This window comes from Bradyrhizobium genosp. L, assembly GCF_015624485.1.
Taxonomy (GTDB): domain Bacteria; phylum Pseudomonadota; class Alphaproteobacteria; order Rhizobiales; family Xanthobacteraceae; genus Bradyrhizobium.
On the sequence record NZ_CP061378.1, the window covers coordinates 4,039,673 to 4,055,456 of the forward strand.

General features: G+C 64.1%; 12 protein-coding genes and 1 pseudogene. 9 read left to right on the top strand and 4 right to left on the bottom strand.

Annotated features, from left to right (window positions below; all coding sequences use genetic code 11):
- Nucleotide 1: 1 nt before the first annotated feature.
- The gene (gene coaD / locus IC762_RS19040; protein WP_195783803.1) at nucleotides 2–499 is read right to left on the bottom strand and encodes a pantetheine-phosphate adenylyltransferase; all 498 of its coding nucleotides are present in this window, start codon (nucleotides 497–499) and stop codon (nucleotides 2–4) included.
- Nucleotides 500–764: 265 nt separating this feature from the next.
- Between coaD and IC762_RS19045 the strand changes: the two genes are divergently transcribed.
- From IC762_RS19045 to IC762_RS19065, 5 genes are all read left to right on the top strand, one after another.
- Nucleotides 765–1,022 carry a hypothetical protein gene (locus IC762_RS19045; protein ID WP_195783804.1) on the top strand — a complete coding sequence of 86 codons (258 nt, stop codon included), beginning with the start codon at nucleotides 765–767 and terminating at the stop codon, nucleotides 1,020–1,022.
- A gap of 193 nt (nucleotides 1,023–1,215) precedes the next feature.
- Complete coding sequence (locus IC762_RS19050) at nucleotides 1,216–3,069, top strand: potassium transporter Kup (protein WP_195790192.1); 1,854 nt, start codon at nucleotides 1,216–1,218, stop codon at nucleotides 3,067–3,069.
- A 153-nt stretch (nucleotides 3,070–3,222) separates the two neighbouring features.
- Entirely contained in the window at nucleotides 3,223–4,194 is a 972-nt protein-coding gene (locus IC762_RS19055; protein ID WP_195783805.1) for an MBL fold metallo-hydrolase, read from the top strand.
- Nucleotides 4,195–4,390: 196 nt separating this feature from the next.
- Nucleotides 4,391–4,780 (top strand): hypothetical protein, encoded by a 390-nt coding sequence (locus IC762_RS19060; RefSeq protein WP_246801088.1) that lies wholly within the window; start codon nucleotides 4,391–4,393, stop codon nucleotides 4,778–4,780.
- 92 nt (nucleotides 4,781–4,872) lie between these two features.
- Complete coding sequence (locus IC762_RS19065) at nucleotides 4,873–5,274, top strand: hypothetical protein (protein ID WP_195783806.1); 402 nt, start codon at nucleotides 4,873–4,875, stop codon at nucleotides 5,272–5,274.
- A 61-nt stretch (nucleotides 5,275–5,335) separates the two neighbouring features.
- Here the strand turns inward: IC762_RS19065 and gyrA are convergent, their stop codons facing one another.
- The 3 genes from gyrA to IC762_RS19080 all read right to left on the bottom strand — a co-directional run bounded on the left by gyrA (nucleotide 5,336) and on the right by IC762_RS19080 (nucleotide 9,428).
- Nucleotides 5,336–8,059: a DNA gyrase subunit A gene (gyrA, locus tag IC762_RS19070; RefSeq protein ID WP_195783807.1), complete on the bottom strand. Its 2,724-nt coding sequence runs from the start codon at nucleotides 8,057–8,059 to the stop codon at nucleotides 5,336–5,338.
- A gap of 216 nt (nucleotides 8,060–8,275) precedes the next feature.
- Nucleotides 8,276–8,674, bottom strand: coding sequence for a DUF2306 domain-containing protein (locus IC762_RS19075; protein ID WP_195783808.1), 399 nt, complete (start codon nucleotides 8,672–8,674; stop codon nucleotides 8,276–8,278).
- A gap of 259 nt (nucleotides 8,675–8,933) precedes the next feature.
- Complete coding sequence (locus tag IC762_RS19080; RefSeq protein WP_195783809.1) at nucleotides 8,934–9,428, bottom strand: single-stranded DNA-binding protein; 495 nt, start codon at nucleotides 9,426–9,428, stop codon at nucleotides 8,934–8,936.
- Nucleotides 9,429–9,924: 496 nt separating this feature from the next.
- On the opposite strand from IC762_RS19080, the gene IC762_RS19085 reads away from it, so the two are divergent.
- From IC762_RS19085 to uvrA, 4 genes and pseudogenes are all read left to right on the top strand, one after another.
- Nucleotides 9,925–10,671 carry an outer membrane protein gene (locus IC762_RS19085; RefSeq protein ID WP_195783810.1) on the top strand — a complete coding sequence of 249 codons (747 nt, stop codon included), beginning with the start codon at nucleotides 9,925–9,927 and terminating at the stop codon, nucleotides 10,669–10,671.
- A gap of 218 nt (nucleotides 10,672–10,889) precedes the next feature.
- Nucleotides 10,890–11,650 (top strand): annotated as a pseudogene (locus IC762_RS19090) (outer membrane protein).
- Nucleotides 11,651–11,892: 242 nt separating this feature from the next.
- The gene (locus IC762_RS19095; protein WP_195783811.1) at nucleotides 11,893–12,552 is read left to right on the top strand and encodes an outer membrane protein; all 660 of its coding nucleotides are present in this window, start codon (nucleotides 11,893–11,895) and stop codon (nucleotides 12,550–12,552) included.
- A 247-nt stretch (nucleotides 12,553–12,799) separates the two neighbouring features.
- Nucleotides 12,800–15,784, top strand: a complete 2,985-nt coding sequence (gene uvrA / locus IC762_RS19100) for an excinuclease ABC subunit UvrA (protein ID WP_195783812.1) — start codon at nucleotides 12,800–12,802, stop codon at nucleotides 15,782–15,784.

Here is a 15,784-nt window from a genome sequence, read left to right on the forward strand (position 1 = left end):
ATCAGCCGGCGAACTTGGCCTTCAGGCTAGCGGCGACCGATGACGGCACGAAGGCTGCGAAGTCGCCGCCCATCTGGGCGATCTGGCGCACCAGTGTGGCGGTGATCGGGCGGACCGCGACCGAGGCGGGCACGAATACGGTATGGACGTCCGGTGCCATCGCCTCGTTCATGCCGGCTAGCTGCATCTCGTAGTCGAGATCGGTGCCGTCGCGCAGGCCGCGAATCATGATGGTCGCGCCGAGTGTGCGCGCCGCCGTCACCGTTAGATTGTCGTAAGTGGTGCAATCGAACGCGCAGCCGGCTGCCTGGGCAATCGGGCCGCAGACTTCGGCCAGCATGGCGAGCCGTTCCTCGGTGGAGAATAGCGGCTTCTTGCCGGCATGGACGGCTACCGCGACGACCAGGCGGTCGCACAGATGGACGGCCTGCCGGACCACGTCGAGATGGCCGTTGGTAACGGGATCGAAGGAGCCTGGGTAGAGCGCGATACGGGGCATTGCCCGTCCTAACCCGCCCGGCCCGCCCCGGCAAGCGGCTCTGGTTCCCTGCAATTCCCGAAATAAATTTCCGCTGGTCCAGTGAACGATCCCTGGGATGCCAGCGTCTATGAGGGTGAATGTTTCGTCACCGATGGGCCGACGAAACAAACCGGCCGGGGATGAAACCATTTTCCGGTGTGGCGAAGACACCACGAAACTTGCCCCCGGTACAGGTTGGACAACGAAACGACGGGCCCGGGGGGCCCGAGATAAGGGGACCGTCATGATCAAGGCACTTTCCGCCATCGCTATTGCCGCGTTCATTGCTGCGGCGCTCACCGTTCTTCCCGGCTTTGCGCCGCAGGTCGAAGCCTCGACCCCGCAGCCGCTCGCCAAGGCCGACCGCCTCGACATCCACGCCATCGGCAAGGATTGCTCGCAGCAGGCCTGGCCGAATTTCGAGGCCTCCTGCCTGCGCACGGTCGGCGCCAAGACCATGGTGCGCGAAGCCCGGCTCGTCACCGCCGACCGCACGCCGTAGTCAGCCCTGGGTCAGCCTCGCGTAAGCACCGTCACGTAAATCCCAATGGTAATTTGCGACGCGCCGTCGCAGACTAACGTCTAAGGCGCCCGGCCCGGACACCGGACGGGCGCCAGAGACCGGGGGATTTCACGTGACCGCTACGCCAGCCATCGTCTCCTCCGGCCACCCTCCAAGCCCGCTGCCGTTCGCGATCACGATGGGTGCGCTCGGCGTCGTCTATGGCGACATCGGCACCAGCCCCCTTTACGCACTGAAGGAAGCCGCCAAGGCCGCAGCCCATGGCGGCGCCCTCACTCCGGATGCCGTGCTCGGCGTGGTCTCGCTGATCCTGTGGGCGTTGATCCTCATCATCTCCCTGAAATACGCCATGCTGATCCTGCGCGCGGACAACCGCGGCGAAGGCGGCATCGTCGCTCTGCTGGCGCTGTTGTCGGCACGCAACGCGGCGCCCGGCACCTGGCGGGCGCATCTGCTCGTGGTCGGCCTGGTCGGCGCCGCACTCCTCTATGGCGACGGCGCGATCACACCGGCGATCTCGGTGCTGTCGGCGATCGAGGGCCTCAAGGTCGATGCGCCCTCGCTGGCACCCGCGGTGGTGCCGGCGACCGTCGTCATCCTGATCGGCCTGTTCATCATGCAGAAGCAGGGCACCGGCTTCATCGGCAAGATCTTCGGCCCGGTGATGCTCGGCTGGTTCGCGGTGATCGCAGCCCTCGGCATCCATGGCATCGTCAAAGCGCCCTCCGTGCTGGTCGCGCTCAGCCCGCTCTACGCGTTCAACTTCCTGATCCACCAGGACTTCCATGTCAGCTTTGCGATCCTCGGCGCCGCCTTCCTCGCCGTCACCGGGGGCGAGGCGATGTATGCCGACATGGGGCATTTCGGCCGCTTCCCGATCCGGCTGGCGTGGTTCGCGATCTGCCTGCCGGCGCTGGTGCTGAACTATTTCGGCCAGGCCGGCGAACTGATCTCCGATCCCACCTCGATCGACAACCCGTTCTTCCAGCTTGCGCCGGACTGGGCGCATTATCCGCTGGTCCTGCTCGCAACCGTCGCCACCGTGATCGCCTCGCAGGCGATCATCTCGGGCGTCTTCTCGCTGACCCAGCAGTCGATCCAGCTCGGCTTCCTGCCGCGCATGCATATCCGCCACACCACCAGCGACGCGATCGGGCAGATCTACGTGCCGCTGGTGAACTGGCTGCTCGCCGTCGCAACGCTCGGCGCGGTGCTCGCCTTCGGCACCTCGGACGCGCTGGCCGGCGCCTATGGTATCGCAGTGTCGCTGCTGATGGCGATCACCACACTGCTCGCCGCGCTGGTCGCGATCCAGTGGGGCTATTCGCCGATCCTGGTGATCGCGGTGAACGGCTTCTTCTTCGTGATCGACGCGATCTTCTTTGCCGCAAACACCGAGAAGCTGTTCGAGGGCGGCTGGTTCCCGCTGCTGCTCGCCGCCGCCGTGGCGTTCCTGATGATGACTTGGCGCAGCGGCGTCAAACTGGTCGAGCGGGCCCGCGGCAAGCTGCGCCAGCCGGAGGAAGACCTGATCGAGACCGCGGTCAACAAGTGCCAGGCCCGCCTGCCCGGCACCGCCGTGTTCCTGGCCTCGGCCCCGAACGGCGTGCCACTGGCGCTGACGCAGTTCGTCAAGCACAACCACGTGCTGCACCAGCGCGTGCTGCTGGTCACCGTGCAGATCGAGGAGATGCCGCGCATCTCGGACGACGATCGCGCCGACGTCGTCGAGATCTCACCGGGCATCACCCGCATCATCCTGCATTACGGCTTCATGCAGTATCCGACGATCTATGAGGGGCTGAAGACCGCCTGCCGGCAGAACAGGCTGCCCGGCATCGATCTCTCTGACGTCACCTACTATATCGGCCGGGAAACCATCATCCCGAGCGAGGACATCCCGGGCATGTGGGTGTGGCGGGAATCGATGTTCGCCTTCCTGCAGCGCAACGCCGAGCGCTCGGCGGCGTTCTTCGGCGTGCCCAGCGGTCAGGTCGTCGAATTCGGCACGGAGATCGAGATCTAGGGCGTGTACTCATAAATCCGGGATGTGCGCTTTACGGGGCGAACTGGACACGCCACCCGACCTTCAGCGATTTCGCCTTTTGATCCGAAGCCGACCTTGTGGAGTGCTCGTTCTCGTTGATATGCTGGATCATTCAGCGGGGAGTGCCGAACGATGTTCGATATCTCGCGTCGCGACCTGACACTTGGTGCAGCCACCGCCTGCGCCGCCTTTGGACTCGACAAGCCGATCACGTTTGTCGACGCGGCTTACGCCCAGCAATCCGTCACGCAACCATTCCGCAAATACAAGGTCGGCGACATTGAGGTCTTCTCTCTGATCGATGGCGCGCGCGACGTTCCGCTGCGGGACGGTATGGTCAGGAATGTCAGCGTCGAACAGGTCAAGACCGCGTTGCGTGGTGCCGGTTTTCCTGAAAATCGGGCGCCCGTTCGGTTTATCGTCATGGCACTCAAGCTGCGCGATCAAGTGGTCCTGATCGACTCGGGTACGGGCGGTCATCCGATTTATGGCGAGGGGACCGGCCGGCTATTCGAGAGCATGGCCGCGGCGGGTCTTGACCCCAAGGCCGTCAAGACGATCCTCATTTCTCATCTTCATGGCGACCACATTTATGGGCTCATGAACAATGAGAGCAATGCGCAGGTCTTCCCGGATGCCGAAATCGTGGTACCGGCAGCGGAACTTAAATGGTGGACGCGCCCAGGGGTCGACTCGCTCGATCTTGGGCCGACGCGCAAGGGCCTCGCCCGGCGCATTCAGGCTACGGTAGCGACTTGGAAAAACGTCAGGGCTTTTGAGGGAGAACCTGAACTCCTGCCTGGCGTGCGCGCCATTGAGGTGCCCGGTCATAGCCCGGGAATGGTCGCGCATCTGGTCGCCTCCGGCAGTGAGCAGTTCCTGATCAGCGCCGACGTGGTCAATCTTGCGCCCCACATTGCAACAAATCCTGAATGGCAGCTATCGATCGATCAGGATCCACAAATGGCGGTGGAAACGCGAAGGAGGATCTTCGATCGCGCGGTCGCCGACAAGCTCACCATTTCGGGTACTCACTGGTTGATGCCGAACGTTGGCACGCTGGCGAGGGATGGCAACGGCTACGTATTCGCAGCCAAGGGGTAACATCCCCCGCGACACTAGCCGTGGCTACGGACGACGACCGCTGCCGGTAGCGGGCGAACCGCTCGGCATATGAGTCAGCCTCTGGCCCGAAACCGACATGCCGTGGGCGCCCGGCGGTGTCCGGTTTTAAGGGACAGCCGACATGGCGAATTCATGATTACGCGCCTAGCTCGCGCAGCGGAGGCGCATTCCGGCGATGTCAGACGATCCACCGCTTCAGCTCAAACCCCGGCTGGCGATCTCGATCGACCAGGCCCAGGCGATCGTGTCCCGCGTCGCGCCGCGCGCGCTGGTGCGCGACATCATCGAGCTGCGCGGCGGCGAGATCAGCACGATCCTCGAGATCGTAGTGGCCGACGCGCCAGGCTGCATCCTCAAGGTCTATCCACCGTCGCTACAGTGGAAGATGGCGAAGGAGGTTCACGTCCTCGGGCTGCTCGAGAAGGTCGATATCCCAATCCCCCGCATCCTGCTTGCCGACGATACGCATGAGGTGATCGCTGGATGGCGCAGATCGGCAAACCCGAGGCACTGCCCGGCCTCACGGCAGAGCTGGAGCGCGCCACATAGCCCGCGCGGTCCTTAATTCGTCATCGGCTGCAACAAAACGTAACGCCCACTCATCCCAAAGTGCTTCAGACTCGCCGTCAGGCGAAGACGCGCCGAGAGAGCCTTTGAATGTCCCGAACCTCAACCGTTATTTTCCACCTTGCGCTGCTGATCCTGTCGGTATCGTCAACGGGTCTGGCCGAGGCGAGAGGTGGCTTCAATCCCAATTGCCACGTGGGAAGGATCAGCCTCTGCCCGGACTGCACGATCACCGTCAAGATCACCGTACTGCAAGACCACGAGTGCCGGATCAACTACGGTTCGATGGGCCCGATGCATGACCAGAAGATTCTGGTCGGAGCCAAGCACGGGAAATACTGGGCGGACAATGAGACCAGCACCGCTTACAGGCCGAGCAAGGGCTTTGTCGGCGATGACTATTTCGAGACGCGATTTTTCTACGAACTCTTTAACGGCAAGGCGGCTTCAACGCTGCTCAAGGCAAGCGTCGAAGTGGTTCCGCATCTTTAGCCGCAGTCGGTAGCCCGGATTTCGCTTCGCTTCGTCCGAACTATGGGAGGCCCCGACGGCACTAGCCGCCGTTGCCGTTCTCGCTCTCTTCTTCCGGAATATGCTCGACCGAGACGACGTGCTCGTCCTCGGCGGTGTCGAACACGATCACGCCCTGGGTGGAGCGGCCGGCGACCCGGATGTCGGCCACCGGGCAGCGGATCAGCTGGCCCTTGTCGGTGACCAGCATGATCTGGTCGGCGTCTTCGACCGGGAACGAGGCGACCAGCTTGCCGTTGCGGTTGTTGACGTTCATCGCGACGATGCCTTTGCCGCCGCGGCCGGTGGTGCGGTACTCGTAGGACGAGGTCCGCTTGCCGAAGCCGTTCACGGAAACCGTCAGCACCACCTGCTCGGCCGCCGACATTGCGGCATAGCGCTCCTGCGACAGCTGGATGGCATCCGACGCCTCCTCGCCCTCGGCATCCGCCGGCTCCTCGGTCGCGGCCTCGCCGGCAACCGCGCGGCGCATCTTCAAGTACGCCGAGCGCTCGTCCGAGGTCGCCTCGACATGGCGCAGGATCGCGAGCGAGATCAGCCTGTCGCCCTCGGCGAGCGCGATGCCACGCACGCCCATCGAGGTGCGGCCGGTGAAGACACGCACATCGGTGACCGGGAAGCGGATGCACTGGCCTCCGTCGGCGGTCAGCAGCACGTCGTCATGCTCGGTGCAGATCTGCACGTCGACGATCGCCTCCGTGTCGTCGAGCTTCATGGCGATGATGCCGGAGCGGCGGACGTCGACGAAGTCGGACAGCTTGTTGCGGCGGACGTTGCCGCCTGTGGTCGCGAACATCACGTCGAGATTGGCCCAGGAGGATTCATCCTCCGGCAGCGGCATGATGGTGGTGATGCGCTCGCCCTGCTCCAGCGGCAGGATGTTGATCAGCGCCTTGCCGCGGGCGTTGGGAGCCGCCATCGGCAGCCGCCAGACCTTCTCCTTGTAGACCTGGCCGCGCGACGAGAAGAACAGCACCGGCGTATGCGTCGACGCCACGAACAGGCGGCTGACAAAATCCTCGTCGCGGGTCTGCATGCCGGCACGGCCCTTGCCGCCGCGGCGCTGCGCCCGGTAGAGCGACAACGGGACGCGCTTGACATAGCCGGCGTGCGAGACGGTCACCACCATGTCCTCGCGCTGGATCAGGTCCTCGTCCTCGACCTCGCCTTCCTGCTCGATGATGACGGTCTTGCGCGGGGTGGCGAACTGGGCCTTCACCTCGGCGAGCTCGGTCTTGACGATGGTTTGCACGCGGGCGCGCGAGCGCAGGATGTCGAGATAGTCCTTGATCTCGGCGGCGAGCTTGTCGAGCTCTTCGGAGATCTCGTCGCGCCCGAGCGCCGTGAGCCGTTGCAGCCGCAGGTCGAGGATGGCTCGGGCCTGCTCCATCGATAGCCGGATCGTTCCGTCTTCGTTGATGCGATGGCGGGGATCGTCGATCAGCGTGATCATGGCCTCGACGTCCCGCGCCGCCCAGTCGCGCGACATCAGGGTGTCACGCGCGGTGATCGGATCGGGCGAGGTCCTGATGACCCGGATGATTTCATCGATATTGGCGACGGCAATCGCGAGGCCGACCAGGATATGGGCACGGTCGCGCGCCTTGCCGAGCAGGAACTTGGTTCGGCGGGTCACCACCTGCTCGCGGAACGCCACGAAGATGGTGAGCAGGTCCTTCAGGGTCATGGTCTGCGGCCGGCCGGAATCCAGCGCCAGCACGTTGGCCGGGAAACTCGACTGCAGCGGCGTGAATTTATAGAGCTGGTTCAGCACCACGTCGGGCACCGCGTCGCGCTTCAATTCGATCACGACGCGATAGCCGTCGCGGTCGGACTCGTCGCGCATCTCGCTGATGCCCTCGATCTTCTTCTCGCGCACGAGTTCGCCGATGCGCGCGACCATCGCGGCCTTGTTGATCTGATAGGGGATCTCCGTGACGATGATCGCCTCGCGATCCCTGCGGATGGTATCGATGGTCACCTTGCCGCGCATCACGATCGAGCCGCGGCCGAGATGATAGGCCGAGCGGATGCCCTGGCGGCCGAGGATGATGCCGCCGGTCGGGAAATCCGGTCCTGGAATGATGTTGTTGAGTTCGTCGATCGACAGCCCTGGATTGTCGATCAGCGCCACGCAGGCATCGACGACCTCGCCGAGATTGTGCGGCGGGATGTTGGTCGCCATGCCGACGGCGATGCCGCCGGCGCCGTTGACCAGCAGGTTCGGGAACCTGGCCGGCAGGACCGACGGCTCCCGTTCCGAATTGTCGTAGTTCGCCTGGAAATCGACGGTGTCCATGTCGATGTCGGCAAGCACCGCGAGCGCCGCCTTGGTCAGCCGGGCCTCGGTATATCGATAGGCCGCCGGCGGATCGCCGTCGATCGAGCCGAAATTGCCCTGACCGTCGATCAGCGGCACGCGCAGGGAGAAATCCTGCGCCATGCGCACCATCGCGTCATAGATCGATTGGTCGCCGTGCGGATGATATTTACCGATGACGTCGCCGACCACGCGCGCGGACTTGACGTATTTCTTGTCCGGCGTGTGTCCCTGCTCATGCATCGAGTAGAGAATGCGCCGGTGCACCGGCTTCAGTCCGTCGCGCGCATCGGGCAGCGCACGCGCCACGATCACGCTCATGGCGTAATCGAGGTAGGACTTCTTCATCTCGTCGAGGATGGAAACGGGACGAATATCGGAGGGCGCCGGCGGCTCGCCGGGCTTGTCGTCGTCGGTATCGGCCAAAGGGGAAATCCGGTCAGTTTGACTGGAGAATCATATAGCGTATCGATGGCCCGAAAACCACCCTCGCCGGCCTCCGCGGCGCCGTTTTTCCCTTCGTTTTTTCATGCACTTACGGGGAGGCTCGGGAGTTCCCCGACACTGCGCTTCAGGCTGCGAAGTGCGCGTGCCGAATAGCGAAAGAGTGAGCTCTATTCGCTGCTCGCCGCTCGCCTCTTCTCACTGCCCAAACACCACCGCATGCATGATCCGCCCCGGCATGAAGGTGAACAACCCGGCAATGACCAGCGCGCCGAAAAAGAGGCTGATCATCGTGAACTTGTGGCGGCGGACATTGTGCGTCCGCGCGGCCGTCACGCCGAGCACCAGCATCGCCAGCGTGAAGATCGACAGCAGATGGATCGGGCTCCAGGGGCCGAGCAGACGGATCTGATGGATCCAGAACGAGCTCAGCGCCACGGCCAGCATCAGGATCACCCAGATCCAGCCGAGCGTCCGGTGCGGCAGCGTCCCCTTCGGCGCGGCGAGTTGGATGGAGCCGAGCACGAAGGCGGCCATCGCCGCAAAGGCATGGAGGGGGATCGCAGGCGCGGCGTCCAATAGCGGTGCGAGGCTCATGACGGCAGCCCTCAAGGTCGCGGCCGGACATCGTCTGCCGGCACGGCGAATGTAAATATCATTTACATTGGCCTGTGTCAAAGTCGGAAAGCGCCGCAAACGCTGCCTTCAGTAAGCCAAGCAATGTCCGCGACTTACCTGGTTATCCTCTTTGTCCACATGAGAAATTTACCGCCGCGCATCAAGGCGCCGTTCCGGAGAATGACCTTCACGGAACGGCTCCCGAGGTCGCGTCAGAAAAACGCAGGGCCCGCTCCGCTCAGAACGGGATGTCGTCGTCCATGTCGCTGTTGCGGCCACCGCCGCTGCCGGCGGCAACCGCGCGGCGCGGCGCAGAGCTGACCGGACCGGACGAGCCGAAATCGCTGCCGCCATCGTCGGAGAAGCTGCCGCCTCCGCCGCTGCGGCCGTCGAGCATCGTGAGGTTGGAGTTGAAGCCCTGCAGCACGACCTCGGTCGAGTACTTCTCGACGCCGCTCTGGTCGGTCCATTTACGGGTCTGCAGCTGGCCCTCGATGTACACCTTGGCGCCCTTCTTCAGGTACTGCTCGGCGACCTTGCAGAGGCCTTCGTTGAAGATCACGACGCGATGCCACTCGGTCTTTTCCTTGCGCTCGCCGGTGCCCTTGTCGCGCCAGGTCTCCGAGGTGGCGATCGAGAGATTGGCGATCGGACGGCCGTCCTGTGTCCGCCGGATTTCCGGATCCTTGCCGAGGTTTCCAACCAGGATCACCTTGTTCACGCTTCCTGCCATCGCTTCATCTCCGCTCAAAAACCGGGCCGCCGGACATCGGCCGCCACTCTCAACCTTCGCCACTTACTGCAGGCGTCGCGGATGACCCTATACGCCGACACCGGGCCGTCGCATCGGCTGTCGCCCAACGATCCGGTCGTTATCCACGGTCTCGCGGATATCCACACGCCGTTATCCCCATATAGCATCATCCCCATATAGCATCGCGGCGGGGAATGTTCCAGTTTTGTTCACCGCAACCTGCCGTAGCAGCGGCACACCCATGGTGCCGCGCCAGCTTCGGGCAAGACGCCGCGAGCCACCCCGAACGACGATTCAAAAATCTCAAATAAAACAGCGCCTTGCTTTAACGTTACTTCTTCTGCGAGTGTTGCATTTGAGAGACGGCCCTTCAGGTTGAATCAGAGTATGGTCCTTGCAAATGACGCGGGCGCTCGCGTCTGATGATGCCGCTTCGGGGACGACGCAAGCGGATCGGGGAGCTGGGAGACTGACCATGAAGCGATATCTGCTAGCGACAGTTGCGTTGGTTGCGTTTGCTGCACCGGCAGCCGCTGCTGATCTCGCAGCGCGTCCCTACACCAAGGCACCGCCCCCGGTCATGGCCCCGATCTATGACTGGACCGGCTTCTACATCGGCGCCAACGGCGGCTGGGGCTCGAGCCACAATTGCTGGGATCAGGTCCCCGGCGGCACGTTCATTGGATCGGATGGTTGCCATGACGCGACCGGCGGCGTGGCCGGTGGCCAGATCGGCTACCGCTGGCAGTCCGGCACCTGGGTGTTCGGCCTCGAAGCGCAGGGCGACTGGGCTGACCTGAAGGGCAGCAACAACTCGGCGATCTTCCCGGGCTTCTTCAACAACCAGACCAAGATCGACGCTTTCGGCCTGTTCACCGGCCAGGTCGGCTGGGCGATCAACAACACGCTGCTGTACGTCAAGGGCGGCGCGGCCGTGACCGACAACCGCTACAACACCTTCTTCACGCCGACCGGCGCGCTCTCCGGCAGCGCCAGCGATACGCGCTGGGGCGGCACCGTGGGTGCCGGCGTCGAGTTCGGCTTCGCCCCGAACTGGACCGCGGGTGTCGAGTACGACCATCTGTTCATGCAGGACCAGACCTACAATCTGGTCACACCGGCCGGCGCGCTGTTCAGCACGGTTCGCGAGCGCCAGGACGTCGATCTCGTCACGGTTCGCGTGAACTACAAATGGGGTGGCCCGGTCGTCGCGAAGTACTGATCGCGCGATCGGATGTCAGACGGACGAAGAGGCCGGCCTTGCGCCGGCCTTTTTGTTTGCCGGTCCATCCACCGCGAATCGCAGTGGTTAAATCTTAAGAAATCGTAAAATATATAGCAAAATCAAAATGTTATGTCCGTTGCGGGCATGACACGGCGGTCTGCAACCTGGAATGGTAGCCTGCCTGCAGCGATCGAATCAAAGCGGGATGGATCTCCATGAAACAGCTTTGTGTTGCAGCAGCCGCCCTCGCCGCGCTGAGCGCTGCGCCGGCATCGGCGGCCGACCCCGCCGCGCGTCCCGTCAAGGCACCGCCGCCTGTGGTGACGCCAGCTGTGACCTGGGACGGGTTCTATCTCGGTGCCCCAGGGCGGCGGCGGCTGGGGCACCAGCAGGGAAACCTATCTCGGCGCACCGAACGACGCGGCGTTCATCGGCAGCCACAGCTACACCACCAGCGGCGGCTTCGTCGGCGGCGTGATCGGCTACAACTGGCAGACCGGTCCCGCCGTATTCGGCCTCGAGGGCGACTACCACTGGTCCGGCATCAATGGCCGCTCCGACATCATCAATGTCGGACCGCCCAACCTGCTCGACACCTACTACACCGCGCTGCGCAGCTTCGGCGACATCAAGGGCCGGCTCGGCTACGCCGACGGTCCGGCGCTGTGGTTCGTCAGCGGCGGGCGCTGCCGTCGGCGACATCCAGCATCGCTACAGCGCGGGCCTGGTCCCACCTTCGGTCAGTGCTAGCGACATCAGATGGGGTTGGACCGCGGGCGCCGGCCTCGAATACATGTTCACCCCGAACTGGTCGGCCAAGGCGGAATACAGCTACATCGACCTCGGCAAGGGCGCGCCGATCCAGTACACGGCCGGCGTGACCGACCGCTCGGAGTGGAAGGACACGTTCCACACCGTCAAGCTCGGCCTCAACTATCACTTCAACTCGGGCGGCGCGGTCGTCGCGAAATACTGATTGCACGGGCTGATTGCAGCCCGCGACAGGCCGGCCTTGGCGCCGGCCTTTTCGTTGCGCGAAAGGCGCGCCAAACGGCAGTCGAGTACCGGAGATTGCAGCTTTTCCGTGCGTTGTGGTTTTGCGGATACACAACTTGCGGATTCAACCATGTAGACACAGAGCAACGCTTGGCAACACGGCCGGCGCCCCTTCAAAGGCTTGAAGGGACCACAAGAAGATTGGGACTGGGAATTTTGAAAATGAGGACTCTTCTGCTGGCATCTGCCGGCTTGCTTGTTCTGAGCGCATTTGCACCGGCATCGGCCGCCGACCTGGCGGCCCGCCCCTACACCAAGGCGCCGCCCCCGGTGGCCGCCGTCTACAACTGGACCGGCTTCTACATCGGCGGCTTCGGTGGCTACGCCTCCGAGGACTCCGGCACCCCGAAGATGGAAGGCGGCTTCGCCGGCGGCACCGTCGGCTACAACTGGCAGGCCGGCAACATCGTGTACGGTCTTGAAGCTGACGGCGGCTGGGCCGACGTCGACGCCTCGGTCACCGGCTTTGGCGTGACCGTGAAGAGCAAGACCGACGCGCTCGGTACCGTGCGCGGCCGCGTCGGCTTTGCGGTCGACCAGGTGCTGTTCTACGGCACCGGCGGCTACGCCTGGATCGACAACAAGATCAGCGTCTCCGCCCTCGGCGTGACCGCCTCGCAGAGCAACTTCCACTCCGGCTGGACCGTCGGCGCGGGCATCGAGGCCTTCATCGCTCCACAGTGGTCGATCAAGGGCGAGTACCTGTACCGCAGCCTGAGCAGCGAGAACTATTTCGGCGTGCCCTCCGGCGACCTCAACCTGCACACCGTCCAGTTCGGCGTGAACTATCACTTCGGTGGCCCCGTCGTCGCGCGCTACTGATCGACGACGCAACCCATCAACTCGGAAAGGCCGGCCTCGCGCCGGCCTTTTTGCGTTGCTGGAACCCCTGCTGCTGACACCCGCTGCCAACAGGCAAACTATCCGTTGATGGTGCCAACTCAGCACTGGAAATTCCCCGCCGTTCTTCCTACGTTCCAAGGCTCACACAGCATCGGCGCAAGGTCCCGGCAGCACCGGCGATGCGCGCCCAAAAAGGCGCACACGTCACGCGCCCGGAATTGCCGCCATGGATGAAGTGCTCAAGGCGAAGCGCCAGCAGAACGCAGCAAGCTCGCGTGCCATCACGATCCGCGGCGCGCGAGAACACAATCTGAAGAACATCGACGTCGAGATTCCCCGCGACAAGCTCGTGGTGTTCACCGGCCTGTCCGGCTCGGGCAAGTCCTCGCTCGCCTTCGACACCATCTACGCGGAAGGCCAGCGCCGCTACGTCGAGTCGCTCTCGGCCTATGCGCGCCAGTTCCTGGAGATGATGCAGAAGCCCGATGTCGACCAGATCGACGGCCTGTCGCCGGCGATCTCGATCGAGCAGAAGACCACGTCGAAGAACCCGCGCTCAACCGTCGGCACCGTCACCGAGATCTACGACTACATGCGCCTGCTCTGGGCCCGCGTCGGCGTGCCCTATTCGCCGGCCACCGGCCTGCCGATCGAGAGCCAGATCGTCTCGCAGATGGTCGACCGCGTGCTGGCGCTGCCCGAAGGCACCCGCCTTTATCTGCTGGCGCCGGTCGTGCGCGGCCGCAAGGGCGAATACAAGAAGGAACTCGCCGAATATCTCAAGAAGGGCTTTCAGCGCGTCAAGATCGACGGCACCTTCCACGAGCTCGCGGAGGCGCCGACGCTCGACAAGAAATTCCCGCACGACATCGACGTCGTGGTCGACCGCATCGTGGTCCGCCCCGATTTGTCGCAGCGCCTGGCCGAGAGCTTCGAGACCGCGCTGAAGCTCGCCGAAGGCCTCGCCGTAATCGAATATGCCGACGCGCCGGCGGCGGCCGCGCAGGACGAGAAGAAAGACGACAAGAAGAAGACCGCCAAGATCCACGACAAGAGCGGCCCCGAGCGCATCCTGTTCTCGGAGAAATTCGCCTGCCCGGTCTCCGGCTTCACCATTCCCGAGGTCGAGCCCAGACTCTTTTCCTTCAACAACCCCTATGGCGCCTGCCCGGCCTGCGGTGGCCTCGGCGTCGAGCAGCATATCGACGAGGACCTCGTCATCCCCGACAAGGAGCTGAGCCTGGGCAAGGGCGCGATCGCGCCCTGGGCGAAATCGTCCTCGCCCTATTACACCCAGACCCTGACCGCGCTCGGCAAGCACTACAAGTTCACCCTCACCACCAAGTGGAAGGACCTGCCGAAGAAGGTGCAGCAGGCGCTGCTGCACGGCTCCGGCGACGACGAGATCAAGTTCTCCTACGAGGACGGCGTCCGCTCCTACGACACCAAGAAGCCGTTCGAAGGTGTCATCACCAACCTCGAGCGCCGCTACCGCGAGACCGAAAGCGAGTGGGCGCGCGAGGAGCTCGGCAAGTATTTCTCGGACGTGCCCTGCGCCGGCTGCAATGGCTACCGGCTGAAGCCCGAGGCGCTCTGCGTCAAGATCGGCGGCAAGCATATCGGCGAGATCTCCGAGCTCTCGGTGAAACGCGCCGGCGAATGGTTCGAGACCGTGCCGGATGCGTTGAACACGCAGCAGAACGAGATCGCCGCGCGCATCCTCAAGGAGATCCGCGAGCGGCTGACCTTCCTGCTCGACGTCGGCCTGAACTACCTGACGCTGTCGCGCTCCTCCGGCACGCTGTCCGGCGGCGAGAGCCAGCGCATCCGCCTGGCGTCGCAGATCGGCTCGGGACTCACAGGCGTGCTCTACGTGCTGGACGAGCCCTCGATCGGCCTGCACCAGCGCGACAACGCCCGCCTGCTCGACACCCTGAAGCGGCTGCGCGACCTCGGCAATACCGTGGTCGTGGTCGAGCATGACGAGGACGCGATCCGCCTCGCCGATTACGTACTCGACATCGGCCCCGGCGCCGGCATGCATGGCGGCCACATCGTCGCCGAAGGCACGCCCGACCAGATCATGCGCAATCCGAAATCGCTGACCGGCAAGTATCTCACCGGCGAGCTCTCGGTGCCGGTGCCCGACCGGCGGCCGCCGAACCATCGCCGCACCATCAAGGTCATCAACGCCCGCGGCAACAATCTGAAGAACGTCTCGGCGGAAATTCCGCTCGGCCTGTTCACCTGCGTGACCGGCGTCTCCGGCGGCGGCAAGTCGACCTTGCTGATCGACACGCTGTACCGCGCGATCGCCCGCAAGCTCAACAATGCCAGCGAGGGCGCCGCGCCGCACGACCGCATCGAGGGGCTCGAGCATATCGACAAGATCATCGACATCGACCAGTCGCCGATCGGACGCACCCCGCGTTCGAACCCCGCAACCTATACCGGCGCCTTCACCCCGATCCGCGAATGGTTCGCCGGCCTGCCCGAGGCGAAGGCGCGCGGCTACGAGCCCGGGCGCTTCTCCTTCAACGTCAAGGGTGGCCGCTGCGAGGCCTGCCAGGGCGACGGCGTCATCAAGATCGAGATGCACTTCCTGCCCGACGTCTACGTCACCTGCGATACCTGCAAGGGCAAGCGCTACAACCGCGAGACCCTGGAGGTGCTGTTCAAGGGCAAGAGCATCGCCGACGTGCTCGACATGACCGTCGAGGAAGCCGCCGAATTCTTCAAGGCCGTGCCGCGCGTGCGCGAGACGTTCCAGACCCTTCACCGCGTCGGGTTGGACTACATCCACGTCGGCCAGCAAGCGACGACCTTGTCGGGCGGCGAAGCCCAGCGCGTCAAACTGGCGAAAGAGTTGTCGAAGCGCGCCACCGGCCGCACGCTCTATATCCTCGACGAGCCGACCACCGGCCTGCACTTCCACGACGTCGCAAAACTGCTCGAAGTGCTGCACGAGCTGGTCGCCCAGGGCAACACGGTGGTGGTGATCGAGCACAATCTCGAAGTCATCAAGACCGCCGACTGGGTCATCGACCTCGGCCCCGAAGGCGGCGACGGCGGTGGTGAAATCGTCGCCTGGGGCCCGCCGGAGGACATCGTCAAGGCCCCGCGCAGCTACACGGGCAAGTTCCTGGCGCCGGTGCTGAAGAAGGCGAACAGCAAGCCGCGGAAGAACTCGGCGAGCGAGGCGGCGGAGTGA

Coding starts and splice junctions, on each gene's coding strand:
- coaD (WP_195783803.1), bottom strand. CDS start 499: ATGCCCCGTATCGCGCTCTACCCAGGCTCCTTCGATCCCGTTACCAAC.
- IC762_RS19045 (WP_195783804.1), top strand. CDS start 765: ATGATCAAGGCACTTTCCGCCATCGCTATTGCCGCGTTCATTGCTGCG.
- IC762_RS19055 (WP_195783805.1), top strand. CDS start 3,223: ATGTTCGATATCTCGCGTCGCGACCTGACACTTGGTGCAGCCACCGCC.
- IC762_RS19060 (WP_246801088.1), top strand. CDS start 4,391: ATGTCAGACGATCCACCGCTTCAGCTCAAACCCCGGCTGGCGATCTCG.
- IC762_RS19065 (WP_195783806.1), top strand. CDS start 4,873: ATGTCCCGAACCTCAACCGTTATTTTCCACCTTGCGCTGCTGATCCTG.
- IC762_RS19075 (WP_195783808.1), bottom strand. CDS start 8,674: ATGAGCCTCGCACCGCTATTGGACGCCGCGCCTGCGATCCCCCTCCAT.
- IC762_RS19080 (WP_195783809.1), bottom strand. CDS start 9,428: ATGGCAGGAAGCGTGAACAAGGTGATCCTGGTTGGAAACCTCGGCAAG.
- IC762_RS19085 (WP_195783810.1), top strand. CDS start 9,925: ATGAAGCGATATCTGCTAGCGACAGTTGCGTTGGTTGCGTTTGCTGCA.
- IC762_RS19095 (WP_195783811.1), top strand. CDS start 11,893: ATGAGGACTCTTCTGCTGGCATCTGCCGGCTTGCTTGTTCTGAGCGCA.
- uvrA (WP_195783812.1), top strand. CDS start 12,800: ATGGATGAAGTGCTCAAGGCGAAGCGCCAGCAGAACGCAGCAAGCTCG.